Raw genomic sequence first — 12,822 nt, forward strand, 5'->3', positions numbered from 1 at the left:
CGATGAAACCACTCAAGGCTGTTGTCATCGGCGCCGGTGTCGGCGGACTCGCCACCGCGGCGGCTCTGCAAGCCGTCGGTGTCGAGGTCGAGATCTACGAGCGCGGCTGGCAGTTGCGCTCCGATGGCGCCGGATTGTCGTTGCAGAGCAACGGGATTCGCGCGCTGCGCACGCTCGGGTTGGGTATCGACGGCGACATCGAACGCCGGGCTGGTCGGCTGCACGGCTGGTTCTGGAAACATCCGGACGGCCGTCCCATCCGCCGGATATCCCTGGACCCGATCCACGAAAAGCTCGGCGCGAAAAGCTATTTCGTGCACCGCGGCGACCTTATGCATGCCTTGCACGCCGGTGCGGGCACTCTGCCTATCCATTTCGGTGCCGCGGCGGTCGGGTTCGTCGACGACGGGGATGGAGTCACCGTCACTTTCGACGACGGCTCCGAGGCCCGCGGTGATCTCCTCATCGGCGCCGACGGCATCAACTCGGTCGTCCGGGCACACCTGCACGCGCCGCAGCCGGTGCGGCCGGGTGAATTCGTGTGCTGGCTGGCGTGCACCCCCTTCGACCCGGAGCGGCATCCACACGTCCCTCGCGACGGCTACGGCCACTTGTACTGGGGACGCGGAATGCGTTTCGGAATCCACGACATCGGGCACGGGCGGGTGTATTGGTGGGGCACGCGGAACGCTCCAGCAGCAGTGGCCGCCAACTGGCACGGCACGACCGAAGACCTGCTCGAGTACTTCCACGACTGGGCACCGGAGACCCGCGAACTCATCGCCTCCACCGAGCTCTGCGACATCGTCGCCGTCCCCGCGCAGGATCGCCTGCCCATCGCCGATTGGGGTGCGGGCCGGGTGACATTGCTCGGGGACGCCGCCCACCCCATGCTGCCCAGCCTCGGGCAGGGCGCCAATTGTGCCATCGAGGACGCCGTCGTGCTTGCCCACGCCGTGGCTACCGTACCGAATATCGGTGCGGCCCTTCGCGTCTACGAGAAGCGCCGCGCCGCGCGGACCACCAGGATGGTCGTCGACTCGCGGTGGCTCGGGCAGGTCGAACAGACCGAGAACCGGGTACTCATCGCGGCGCGGGACACCTATGCACGTATCGCGCCGCGTTCGGTACTGCGGCACACGATGGAGGGGTCGATGACCTTTCCCGGTGTGTCCGCCCCACCGGCACCGCTGCCGCGGCCGCTCACCGATACCGAACGTTGGCACTGGGTCGCCGATCAGCTGTCGCCGTTGAATGCCGTCGCGCATGTACGCATCGAAGGGCGCGTCTCGCGCGATGATGTCGCTGCCGCTCTGTCGGTGCTGCAACGATGCCATCCGCTGCTGTGCGCCGCCGTCGAGGCCGAAGACAACGGCACTCATCCGTGGTGGGTTCCGGTGTCCGACAAGCCGATTCCCTTGCGCGCCATCACCACCGCCGACCCCGGGAGATGGTTGACGGAGATCAATACCCGGGAACTGGTCGAGCCTCTGGACAGTACTCGGGGGCCGCTGATACGCGGCCTGCTCGTCAGCAGCGGGCCGGAGCAGCACGACCTGATCCTGACTTCGTCCTATGTCGTCGCCGACCCGCCCGCGATGCTGGCGCTGCTGCGGCACGCCGTCGCGCTCGCGAGCCGACATCACCGTACCGGCTCGGTCGAGATCAACGATGCCCTCGACTTCTTCGCGATCGACGGGCCCGACGCACTGCTGCCGCCGTCGCATCGCGGCATCGGCGGCGTGCACCACGGCGCAGCCTCGGTGCTGCGGGATCAGCGCACTCGGCTGCTGCGCCGTCCGGTCCGGGCGATTCCCGACGCCGATGTCGAACCGAGTCGACGCCGGACCCAGCTGATCCACCGGCAGCTCGGTCGGCAGCAAGCCCGTGCCATGGTCCAGGAGTGCGATCGGCGCGGTGTCGGAGTTCGCAGTGTGCTCGCCGCTGCCTTGCTCACCGCCGCCGGCCGCGCGGCCGAGGTCGCCGAGGGCCGACCGCACGCGGTCGGGCTCGGCATCGGATACCGGGACCAGCTCGACGGCGCGCCCTCGGAATGGGATCTCGGTGCGTTCCAGGCCATGATCGAGGCCGTCGGGACCTACGCCAGCAACGGCTCCCCGTGGGAACTGGCCGCGGAGTTGGAGCGCGATTCGGCTCGCCGGATCGCCCTCGGTGATCACTTGGCGTCGGTGAACATCATGTCGATGATGGCCCCGGCCTCGGTGGCCAGGAGTTCTGCGGCGGTAAAGGCCATGCAGGCCAACGGCCCCGGCCACCTGTGCCTGATTCATCTGGACAACACGGAGTTCCCGCTCGAGTACGGCGACTGGCAGTTCCGTGGTGCGCATGTGGTTTCGGGGATCTCGGTGAGTGGGCTGATCATCGTCACCACCACGGCTGGCCTTGACGAAATGACGATCGATGTCTCCTACGTCCCGGGAATGGTCTCGCCTGGACGGGCCGAATTCCTCGCCGACGAAATGATCCGCATAGTGACCGATTGCGTTGGCCCGGCGCAGTCTTCGCAATCCGTGAACGACATCGTCCGAGCGGTCTGATCACCTACCTGAGGAGAGACGATGGATTCGAAGCGTTGGATTCGCTGGTTCGCCACGGCCGCCGTGCCGAGGATCGGTCTGCGATTGCAGGCCCGGCTAGGCGACCCGTTGGCCCAGATCATCATGCCGCTGGACGGGAAGGGCGATGTCTACCGGTCTGCCGAGCGGATCCGCGATGCCGGCCGGATCGTGCGAGGCCGCAACTCGTGGGTGACCGCCGATCATGAATTATGCCGGGAGATCCTGCGCGACAAGAGGTTCGGTGTGCTGACGGCTGATCGCATGGAATTGCCCGGCATGCTCGCTCGGCTCATCGATGCCACCCGGCCGGAGCTGCTCAATCCGTCTGAACCGCCGTCCATGATCCGAGTGGACCCGCCCGATCACACCCGGTATCGCCGTTCGGTTTCCGACGCGTTCACTCCGCGCGCGCAGGCCGCGTTCCAGGCCCGGATGCTGCAGCTGACCGACGAACTGCTCGACAGCCTCGATGGTGAGCTGTACGCGGAGCGGATCGACGAGTTCGCCGCCCAGCTCCCAGTGGCAGTCATCGCCGAGAAACTCGGTCTGCCGGCGGAGGTGCGACCGCAGCTGCGCGAGTGGGCCGATGCGAGCGCAGTGCTGTTGCGTGTCGGGGCGCCCTGGGGGGCGTATCGCGCGGCGACCGACAGCTTGCGCGACGCGGAGCGGTTCTATCGCGGCCACATCGCCGCCCTACGCCGCCGCCCCAGCGACGATCTTCTCAGCCGAGTGACTGTCGACACCGACCTCGACGATCGCGAGATCGCCGCCGTCGCCATGCTGCTCGCGGATGCCGCGATCGAGACCGCGGGCGGCATCATCCGTAACGGCGCGTACCAACTGCTGCGGCATCCAGGCCAGCTCTATCGGCTCCGCGCGTCTGCCGAGCTGTGGCCTAACGCGGTCGAGGAGATCCTGCGATTCGACACCTCGCTGCCCATGCTCGGTCGATCAGCCCTCGTGGACGTGGAACTCGCGGGCACGACTATCCGCGCGGGACAGAGTGTGGCCCTGCTGATCGCTGGCGCGAACCGCGATCCGGGCGTGTTTCCCGAACCGGCGGTATTCGAGATCGCCAGACCGAATGCCAAGGCCCATCTGTCCTTCGGATTCGGCATACACGCATGCCTGGGCTCCGCACTGGCGCGCAGCCAGGCCGTTTGCGCACTGCCGAGGCTGTTCGACCGCTTCAAGTCCAACAAGTGTGGCGATCGAGTTCGGCCGAGCCTGCCAATGGGCCGGCACGGGCTGGTTCGACGCGGGACTTGTAACGAGCCGTGAAGTCCTTTGCTCCCCGATCTATTTCGAAAGTCGAGGTTTGGCCATGAACATTGCGATCAGGGCTTGGCAAGTGTCGTCGCGGTCGCGGCGTTGGGAATGACAACGGTGACTGGTGTGGGTCACGCGGACCCGGCGGCGTCCCTCGAGACCGATCGACCGGGATTCACTGAGTATAAGGGGGAGAAGGTGCCCTACGACCACCGTGGCTCCGGGGCCAGCGACCACCCCACCCAGCAATCGGACTACTCGCTGGAGAACTTGGCCGGGGAGTTCGGTGTGGTGATCGATGCAACCGCGCACCTGGTGCGGAACTACGTTGTGGGCGACCATTGGAACTTCGATACGGCCCCAATCGAAGCCGGGATGGAGCAAGCCATCGCCGACACCGAGCTGACCCGTTGATACCGACACACAAGGGAGCCGACATGCCGAAAGTCGAAGCGGGTCAGCCGGTTCGCAAGTCTCGCGCGCAACGTGCTATCGCGTTGATCGTCACGACCAGTACGGCGGTCATCGTAGGTGCGCTTACCGGGCTCGGTGCCGCAACCGTCACGGCCGAACCACTCACTCCGCAGGTCGACCCGTTCTATCAGCCACCGGCGGGTTACGAATCCCAGGCGCCGGGCTCGATCCTGCGTTCGCGGGAAATGCACTTCCTGGCGGCGGTGACCGAACTCCCGCTGAAGGTCCAGGTGTGGCAATTGCTTTATCGCACAACCGATCTGCACGGTGAGCCGGAATCGGCGGTGACGACCGTGCTCCTGCCGTGGGGTGCCACACCGGACAAGAACAGGCCGTTGTTGTCGTACGAGACGTTCTACGACAGCACGAACACAGCATGCGCTCCCTCCTATGTCCTGCAGCAGCAGAACTTGCTGGAGGGCGTCGCGGGGGGCCAGACGAACATCGAACTGATGGCAATCACCGCCGGGCTGACGAAGGGGTGGGCAGTGTCGATCCCGGACCATGAGGGCCCCCACGGCCACCTGGGGGTGGACAAGGAACCCGGGTACATCAGCTTGGACGGGATCCGAGCCGCCGAACAGTTCGCGCCGTTGGGCCTGGCAGGCAAGGACACGCCGGTAGGTGTGTGGGGATACTCCGGCGGCGGCATGGCCGGCGGCTGGACCGCGGAAATGCAACCGGCTTACGCGCCCGAGTTGAACATCAAGGGTGTTGCGCTGGGCGGCCCCGTCCCCGACCTGCGCGCCGTCCTGCACGTCAACGGGTCGTTGGCTGCCAGCGTGATCGGTATCGGCATCGCCTCGCTGCAAACGGCCTACCCGAAGTTCGGCGCGGTGATGGACACCTACCTGACACCCGAGGGCCGGACGAAGATGGAAACGATCAGATCGCGGTGCCTGATCCCCAACGTCATCTTGGACGCATTCACCGATTACCAGCGTTACTTCACCATTCCTATCCCGCAGCTCCTCGAGGTTCCTGACATCAAAGAGACCTTCGACGCGGTCACACTCGGGAATAACAATCCAGGCATGCCGATGTACGTCTATCAGGCTGCCCTCGACGAGATCGTGCCGCCGGCGACCACCGACAAAATGGTCGAACAGTATTGCGCGGGTGGAACTCCGGTGCAGTACCAGCGCGACCATCTCAGCGAACACACTCTGTTGGCCACCTACGGCATGTCGGGCGCACTCAACTGGCTCAAGGCGCGGTTCGAGCCGAACAGCCCGACTCCGGTCGGCTGCCACACCGAGGATCAGCTGTCGACGTTCCTCAATCCCGATAACGACATAACCCAACTACAGATCTGGTTCGACACAGCGCGCGCCGCCCTCGGCCTGCCGGTCGAGCCACTGTTCGGCCCCAACTAGCTGCGACGAGGTGACGCCTCTCGCCGCACGTCCGGAAAGCGGGTAAGCATCGGCGGCCCGAGCGACGAGGGCAATCCGCCTGATCTCGACCATCCGGCGAGCGTGGTGCCGATAATTGTTGCCGTGCACAGTCATTGATCGACTGTGTATGCCGGAATTCGACTGGACAGCATAGGGAACAGTATGGCGATTGTCCTGGACACCGACCAATTCGATCCGCACGACCGCGCGGATGTGGTGGCGTCCGCCCTGCAGGATGTGTCCGCGCCGGCGTACATCGTGCACAGTCCCTGGCATGGTTCGGTCTACGCGCGTTACGACAGCTGGCAATTCGGGCAGCTTCGTTTACACCGGGCGGTGATGTCCGGGTTGGCTGTGGCTCGAACACCGAAACAGATTCGGAATTCACCTAGTTCGCTGCTTGCCATCCAACTGCAGCAGCACGGTAGTGTGCGTCTGACATATGCTGGGACTCAACATGAGATCGCGCCGGGTCAGCTGCTCATCTCGGATCTCGATATGCCGCACGAGATCGACTGGCGCGGTGGACAAGGCCTGTCGATGTTCGTTTCGCGCGAGCAATTGGGTCTGTCGGTCGAGACGATCCGCACCGCCCTGATTCAGCCACAACGTAGCCCGCTTTATCACTTTCTCGCTAAACAAATGGCGCTGACCAGTGACGTCGGCGACGAGATGGAGAGCGATGCCGGGGCTTCGGCTGTTGGCGATGCCTGCGTGGAGCTGGTGCGCGCCTTCCTGATGTCGGCAGCCACCCACGGCAAGGAAGATGGCAATGCTGTTCCCCAAGATATTCTGGTTACCCAGATTCGCGCATACGTGCGCAGCCGACTGTCCGATCCGGACCTGAACGCGGCCAGTATCGCTCGCGCCCACAACATTTCGGTCCGCTACCTATACAAAGTATGCGCCGACGCGGGACTCGGCCTCGAGAATTCGATCATCGCCCAACGACTCGAGCGCGTCCGCAACGATCTCGCTCGACCCGACATTCGGCACCGCACGATCGCGGCGATCGCCGACAGTCACGGATTCCGAGGCCCTGCTCACTTCAGCCGGCGATTCCGAGCGGTCTACGGCAGGACGCCCAGCGACTGGCGACGAGAAGCCCTTGAACGGTCGAGTGCCACAGAACAATCGAATGTCAAATTGGCGTAGTTCGCCTGGTCGGAATCCCTTGTTCACGAGCATTACTGATCGCAACGGGTGCACTCCTGGCGCAATTACCCATCACGTTCAATACTTTAGGACGTGAGGGCCGACTGCTGCCCGAGATCGGCGGGGACGGCGCCACTCTTACGCTGCGTCCTGCTGAGAACCGATCGCGGGTTACCGACGTCGGATTCAACGACAGCTGCGCCATCTGGTACGGCCACAGCTGAAGGAGGTCGGTTTGATCAGCGGGCTGGCCTTCGGTCTGATCTGCGGGTTCGTGGGCGCCATCACCTTCGGGTCGGGGTGGGCGTTTTCTTGCTTCTTCGCCGGCGCAACGACGACCCCCATTCTGATATCCCGGTCCGTGTGGGTAACTGCACTGCCGCGCCGAAAGTCTCGGATGTTCTTCGTATCAACGCGGCGCTGACAAATAGTCGATCTGCGCGATCTCTATTTGCTGGGCGGACACCATGGCCGACGCGAGCTGCTTGACCTCGGATAGTGACGCGTGGTCGGCGGCGAACTGCGCCATGACGATTCCTCCGTTGTGATGGTTCCGCATCAGGCGGAGGAACTGCTGGTCGGCATCGGCGGGTGCCATGGTTGCCAGCTCGGTCATGTCCGGTCCGGAAGCCATGCCTGCCATCGCTGGCAGGTGGAAGGTATGGTCAGCGCCCTGCTGATGCGGCATCCACGCCATGGGATGGTCGGCCTGCTCCGTCATGTTCCACAGCAACAGCCACCCCTTCAGTTGGCCGATCTGCAGTTGCTGCGCGGTGAGTATGTCGCGGGCAAGCAAACGAATCTCCGGTGATACGGATCGTTCGAGGACGAGTAATGACATCGTTACCGCTTGGCTGTGGTGCTCGGCCATGTCACGGGCGAATCCGATGTCGACGAGACCGGGTTCGTGGGTGCTCGACGCCGATGGACTCGGTCCGGTAGAACGGCCGATCCAGAATGCCGCGGCGATGGCTGTTAGCACGACGCAGGCGATGGCGGTCAGCTGACGCGCGCGCAGGTTCATGGAACGTAGACCTGCATATCGGCCTCGGGTAGATAGACGCTGTAAGATGCTCCGCCAGCGATATAGATCTTCCCGTCCGATGCGACGCCCTGTATTCCGTGGCGCCCCTGCTTCATTGGTTCTCGAGTCGACCACGTCAGTGAACGCGTGTCCAATACCTCGTTGTCGGTAAAGGACGGGCCGATTCCTTCACCACCGATGGCGTAGATCATGTCGCCGATTGGGACCACCGCGAGACCGCCGCGTCCGTGTGGGATGGGTCCGATCGTGCTCCAGCTACCTGTCGAAAAGTCGAAGACATCGGTCGGGCGAATGAAGGCCGGTTGAATCACGAACCGGCCACCGATCGCGTAGGACTTGTCCCCGACGATGGCGGCGCCCAGATGCTCGCGTGGGTTGGGCAGATCCGGCAGTGCGGTCCACGTGTCGGTCGCTGGATCGTATTCATCGAAGTATCCGAAAGCGAGGTAGTCGCGCTGCCCGCCTGCAACGTATATCTTGCCGTCGTGCACAGCGGCACCGGTGGCGCCTCGAATCCGCTGTTGCGGCATTCGGGCACGCTCGGTGAGCTCGTTGGTTTTTGGATCGTATTGCCACACACGACCGTTCGGGATCAGCGCGGCACCCTCGAGTCCTCCAAGGTAGTAGATCTTACCGCTCGTCGTCACGGCCTGCAGATGATGCACCGGCACCGGGAACGAAGCGACTTCGGACCAGGCGCCGGTCAGCATATCGAATTGAAACTGCTTGTTGGAGAACAGGCCGACCTGTCCGGGTAAGCCGAGGCCACCTGCGACATAGACCTTGTCGCCGAGCACTACCGCGCCGACCTCCTGGATCGCGGCGGGAGGCGCCGGTGCCCACTGCCATCCGGACGTCGGCTTGGCCGATGCCAGCGGGGCAATCGCGCACGCCAAAGCTACACACACGGCTCCGATGAACAGCGTCCGCATTGCACACCCTCTCTGGGCAGGATCGACCAAGTGTGGCTACAAGCATTACCTGGAGAAATGCCGCTATGAATGTAGCCATGCAGTTGCTATCTCTAGGGATCGACACGGACCGAGTTCGGTGCCGCCCGGTGCGGTCGACCCACGGCACCGAATGTGGCGATGCATTCGCGCCTATCGAACGGAGTCGATGGTCTCGGAAGGGATAGGTGCGCTCTTGGCGAGGCCGGGGTGTCTGGTGAAGGACGGTACGCGGTCGAACAGGTGGGTGGCGACGAGTCCGGTTGTCGCTCCGATGCCGCCGACGAGGGCGACGTGGATCCACGCCGTGCGCAGGCCAGACAAAGGGGAGGAGTTATAGTACAGGATTGATCGCAGACCGGTGATGATCGGACGCATCGGCTCGAACGTGGCGATTACGCGAAAGAATTGGGGGATTGCTTGGAGGGGAATGGTTCCCGCCGAGGAGGTCATGGCGAGGGCTACGAAGAAGAACATGTTGACCAGCGGGGCGAAAGCTCCGAATATGGCGAACACCGTGAGTGCGCCGATGCCGATAGCGGCGATGGCTGAGGCCGAAAACAGGAATAGTTGCGTCGGTGCAGGGATCGGCATATCAAGTCCTTTGCCCGCGACGAGTTGGATGATGCCGGCGCCGAGCGGGGCCGCGGCGATCATCACCGACCATTTGACGAGCAGGATATGCAGTCGAGGCAAGTGGGTGTATCGGCGTCGCTGAACCTTGGGCCCGAGTTCACTGGGGGTGAAGCCGCTGGCTGAATCGACGGTCGGGTGGATCACCGAGGCACCGACGAAGCCGAGCAGCACCAGCACCATGGCGTAGTAGAAGATGCTGGTGCCCGAACCTGTATGGGCGGGAAGGGGATCCAGCGGAGCCGTGAGTACAGTGAACGGGGTAGCGAGCGCGGTCGCGGCCGACACGGTGGGCGGGTCGAGGGCAAGCGTTTTTCCGAAGCCCGTGTCGACCGCGGAGACCGCCGGCGCCACTTGCCCGGTAAACAGTCCGGTGCTCATAGCGCCGGTGGCCGGGGCGGTGTCGAGGTGTACGACAGCGCGCGCGGGCGGTCCGGCTGCGACGGTTGTCAGGCGTGCGATCCCGGCGTTGAAGTCGGCGGGGATGCGCACTGCGCCGAAGATTTTGCCCGCGCCGATCCTTTGCTGTTCGTCCTGAGCGGTCATCGGGATAAGGTCGATGGCGTCGTGGTTCACGGCACTCGAGATGGCGTCGCGGATCTGGTCGGCGGCGTTGGTGGCGGTGCTGGTCTGCGGCTCGACGACTATTCCGATCGGGAGGTCGCGCAGATTGCCGCTGGGATCGATAGTGCCGCCGAGGTAGACGGCAGGCAACGCGGCGGCGAGTACGAGCAATAGCAGCAGTGGCGGCAGCCAGGTCGCCGGGCGGCGAGCGAAGTCGTGGGTGATCCTCATGGTTCAGCCCAGCCCGATACTGGCTAGCTGGGTAGCTTGGGCGACAAGGCGACCAGTGCTATCCCAGACATAACATGATTCATCGACCCGCCGACCATCGATCAGCTGGGCCTTCTGCAGAATCCGCACCGGCCCAGGTGCCGGCAAGGCACGCACGTATGCGGTCAACTGCAGCGTGGGTACCCATCCGCCATCGGCTATATCCAGTGTCGCGGGTGGGAACGAATCCACCGCGAACAGCAGCGAGAAAGGATCGAAGGGCTCATTGTCAGGCAGCGTCAGCCATCCACGCAGTTCGCCGCGTCCAGTCGGCCCCTGGGTGACGAAGCGCGTGCTGTCCGGGTCAAGTCGAGCATCGATCTCGGCCATTATCGCCGCCGGCATACCATTCGGCAGGGTCGAGGGAATCCTGGTGCAGTCTACGCGGATCGCCTTTGTGGGTTCCGGCGCTCGTCGCCAGAATTCCTGAGCATCGGCTTTCAAGGTGCCCATGACGAGAAGTGCATCGACGCAAATGGTTCCGTGTTGGACCAGTCGTGCGCGCAGCTGGCTCGCACCGGTGCCAACGCGCACTAGTTCGACCTCGATCTCGACCGTACCGATATCGGGAGGCCGCAGGTATTGGGCGGATGCGGCGAGCACATCGGGGTGCCCCGCAACACCGGCTGCCGCACGAGCGATGGTGGCGAGAAGGTAGCCGCCGTTGGGAATATGGCCCACAGTCCATCGAGAACTGACATCGGCGGTAAAATGGTTCTGCGATTTACGTGTAACAGCGGTAACTGCCGAGAAGGTAGTCATCAGGCGCCTTTCCACATCACGTTGTCCGAGACTGACATTTCGGTGAACTGCTTGCAGCCGGAGCCGAGATCGCCGGCTCGCGCGAACGCGGTGACAGCTCGGGCGCGGTAAATTTCAGCCACCCCTGTAGAGAGAATGGTTGAACAGGAGTAACGGAATTGCCGGGTTTGGTGTATCTACGATGCTGCCTGGAAGAACGCAGCCGGTCATTGGCGCCGGTGCACGCAGAACCAGTGATGTTTTGTCGCAGGGCACAATCCGCTGTCAGTCAAGCTCGGCATCGCACGCCCCGCCGCCGCCCTGCTGGGAGCTGACCGGGTACCCGGCTATCGCTCCGATTTGGACCGCCGTACACTGTCCGGACCGGTCACGGCATGGCTCAATTCCGCCGGTCATACCCGCCTGGGTCGAGTCGGATATCATGCGGCACAACCGATTCCGTACGTCGCCGACGAATTGTAACGACGCGAGACGCGGTCTCAGGCGCTCCAGGCTCACCGTAACGGTTGGTCCCGGTCGACCTGAATCGACCGGGACGTTGCCTCGTTGCTGACCGCTATGGGTTCGGCTCCGTGTCTGCAATAGCCTGGTCCACTGCTTCCCGAACCAGCTGGTAGTTGGGCGGGAAATGGTTGCCGGTCGTATAACGCAGAACCAGATGTGGGGTCCGTGTCTCGAGGCCATCAATCAATATGTCGGACTCGATGAAGTCGCCGCTCAATTGAATGACACTCACCTCGGGGACATCAAGATAGTCATAGTGCGTGGGCCCTAAGAGCCCAGGCAAGAATGCTGCACTGTACCTGTTCAGGCCGGCTGCCGAGTCGTACGCGTTCGTCGGTTCGTTCCCCAGGTTCGTGGTAAATAAATCGTTGAGTCTGTCGCTGATGATATCGGTGAAGGCGTTCACCGCGATCGTAGGGATGCCGGTAGCGAACGCCATTTCCGGGATATTCGGGGTGCCGAGGATGCCGACATAACTCAATGCCGCTATCTGCACGGCGAGGCGCGGGTAGGTGGACGGGTCTTGGGCATCGCGCCGCATAGCATTGACGGCCATATCGAGTGACGGCGCACCAAAGGTGCTGATTGATAGCAAACGTCCAGGGAACTCGTGGGCATACTCGCCGATGGTAAACGCCGCAAGGCCCTCTCCGAAAGCGTGCACCTTCCGGCCGGGGGCGACGGCATCAACCACTGCATTGAACTCTCCAGCCAAATTCTCTAACGTGTATGCCGACTGCTCTGTTGGGTGATCGCTAGCACCGGCGCCACGCGTGTCGTAGCGCACTACGTGATAGCGATGCGTAAGTTCCTTGACTCCTGGCTCGAGGACATCCGATCCCCATGGCCATCCACCGGTGTATAGCACCGTCGGAGCCTTGTCGGCTGCGGGCCCGAATTCGTAGTAGGCCACCTTTACCCCGTTGTATTCGGTGAAGCCAGGGCGGGCCGTTTCAAGATACGAGTCCGTTTCGGCGCGACTGATGCCGGCGCCGAACGTCATCCCCACTGTCGCGACGACCAACACTGTCGCCAAGCTTTTGTGTGTAACCCTCATGTCAACCTCCAGTTCCGCAGGAGTCGAGGGAAAGGATCAGCCCTCGACTTATCGAAAATTTCAGAGTGACCATCTCGATTCATGTACCTATGACGTTGCCAGGGCGACGATAGAAGGTCATCGGCGCTGGCGCGCGCAGAAACACTGATGTTTTGTCGCCGGG

General features: G+C 63.4%; 10 protein-coding genes. 5 read left to right on the forward strand and 5 right to left on the reverse strand.

Annotated elements, in window-relative coordinates; genetic code table 11:
* Window positions 1-2: 2 nt before the first annotated feature.
* The 5 genes from ACQPW1_RS11190 to ACQPW1_RS11210 all read left to right on the forward strand — a co-directional run bounded on the left by ACQPW1_RS11190 (window position 3) and on the right by ACQPW1_RS11210 (window position 6,874).
* Entirely contained in the window at window positions 3-2,558 is a 2,556-nt protein-coding gene (locus tag ACQPW1_RS11190; RefSeq protein ID WP_433662651.1) for an FAD-dependent monooxygenase, read from the forward strand.
* A 21-nt stretch (window positions 2,559-2,579) separates the two neighbouring features.
* Window positions 2,580-3,860, forward strand: coding sequence for a cytochrome P450 (locus ACQPW1_RS11195; RefSeq protein ID WP_433662652.1), 1,281 nt, complete (start codon window positions 2,580-2,582; stop codon window positions 3,858-3,860).
* A 186-nt stretch (window positions 3,861-4,046) separates the two neighbouring features.
* The gene (locus tag ACQPW1_RS11200) at window positions 4,047-4,262 is read left to right on the forward strand and encodes a hypothetical protein (RefSeq protein WP_433662653.1); all 216 of its coding nucleotides are present in this window, start codon (window positions 4,047-4,049) and stop codon (window positions 4,260-4,262) included.
* Between the two features lie 23 nt (window positions 4,263-4,285).
* Window positions 4,286-5,698 carry a lipase family protein gene (locus tag ACQPW1_RS11205; RefSeq protein ID WP_433662654.1) on the forward strand — a complete coding sequence of 471 codons (1,413 nt, stop codon included), beginning with the start codon at window positions 4,286-4,288 and terminating at the stop codon, window positions 5,696-5,698.
* Window positions 5,699-5,881: 183 nt separating this feature from the next.
* Window positions 5,882-6,874, forward strand: a complete 993-nt coding sequence (locus tag ACQPW1_RS11210; protein WP_433662655.1) for a helix-turn-helix domain-containing protein — start codon at window positions 5,882-5,884, stop codon at window positions 6,872-6,874.
* Window positions 6,875-7,283: 409 nt separating this feature from the next.
* Here the strand turns inward: ACQPW1_RS11210 and ACQPW1_RS11215 are convergent, their stop codons facing one another.
* The 5 genes from ACQPW1_RS11215 to ACQPW1_RS11235 all read right to left on the reverse strand — a co-directional run bounded on the left by ACQPW1_RS11215 (window position 7,284) and on the right by ACQPW1_RS11235 (window position 12,629).
* Window positions 7,284-7,898, reverse strand: a complete 615-nt coding sequence (locus ACQPW1_RS11215) for a DUF305 domain-containing protein (RefSeq protein WP_433662656.1) — start codon at window positions 7,896-7,898, stop codon at window positions 7,284-7,286.
* Complete coding sequence (locus ACQPW1_RS11220; RefSeq protein ID WP_433662657.1) at window positions 7,895-8,851, reverse strand: Kelch repeat-containing protein; 957 nt, start codon at window positions 8,849-8,851, stop codon at window positions 7,895-7,897. Before ACQPW1_RS11220 ends, ACQPW1_RS11215 begins: the two co-directional genes overlap by 4 nt.
* Window positions 8,852-9,022: 171 nt before the next feature.
* Entirely contained in the window at window positions 9,023-10,297 is a 1,275-nt protein-coding gene (locus ACQPW1_RS11225; protein ID WP_433662658.1) for a YhgE/Pip domain-containing protein, read from the reverse strand.
* Between the two features lie 3 nt (window positions 10,298-10,300).
* On the reverse strand, window positions 10,301-11,098 hold the full coding sequence (locus ACQPW1_RS11230) for a thioesterase family protein (RefSeq protein ID WP_433662659.1): 798 nt from the start codon (window positions 11,096-11,098) through the stop codon (window positions 10,301-10,303).
* A gap of 556 nt (window positions 11,099-11,654) precedes the next feature.
* On the reverse strand, window positions 11,655-12,629 hold the full coding sequence (locus ACQPW1_RS11235) for an alpha/beta fold hydrolase (RefSeq protein ID WP_433665206.1): 975 nt from the start codon (window positions 12,627-12,629) through the stop codon (window positions 11,655-11,657).
* Window positions 12,630-12,822: the final 193 nt, after the last annotated feature.

The organism is Nocardia sp. CA-128927 (assembly GCF_050955855.1).
In the GTDB taxonomy this organism is placed as follows: Bacteria; Actinomycetota; Actinomycetes; order Mycobacteriales; family Mycobacteriaceae; genus Nocardia.

Coding starts and splice junctions, on each gene's coding strand:
- ACQPW1_RS11190 (WP_433662651.1), top strand. CDS start 3: ATGAAACCACTCAAGGCTGTTGTCATCGGCGCCGGTGTCGGCGGACTC.
- ACQPW1_RS11195 (WP_433662652.1), top strand. CDS start 2,580: ATGGATTCGAAGCGTTGGATTCGCTGGTTCGCCACGGCCGCCGTGCCG.
- ACQPW1_RS11205 (WP_433662654.1), top strand. CDS start 4,286: ATGCCGAAAGTCGAAGCGGGTCAGCCGGTTCGCAAGTCTCGCGCGCAA.
- ACQPW1_RS11210 (WP_433662655.1), top strand. CDS start 5,882: ATGGCGATTGTCCTGGACACCGACCAATTCGATCCGCACGACCGCGCG.
- ACQPW1_RS11215 (WP_433662656.1), bottom strand. CDS start 7,898: ATGAACCTGCGCGCGCGTCAGCTGACCGCCATCGCCTGCGTCGTGCTA.
- ACQPW1_RS11220 (WP_433662657.1), bottom strand. CDS start 8,851: ATGCGGACGCTGTTCATCGGAGCCGTGTGTGTAGCTTTGGCGTGCGCG.
- ACQPW1_RS11225 (WP_433662658.1), bottom strand. CDS start 10,297: ATGAGGATCACCCACGACTTCGCTCGCCGCCCGGCGACCTGGCTGCCG.
- ACQPW1_RS11230 (WP_433662659.1), bottom strand. CDS start 11,098: ATGACTACCTTCTCGGCAGTTACCGCTGTTACACGTAAATCGCAGAAC.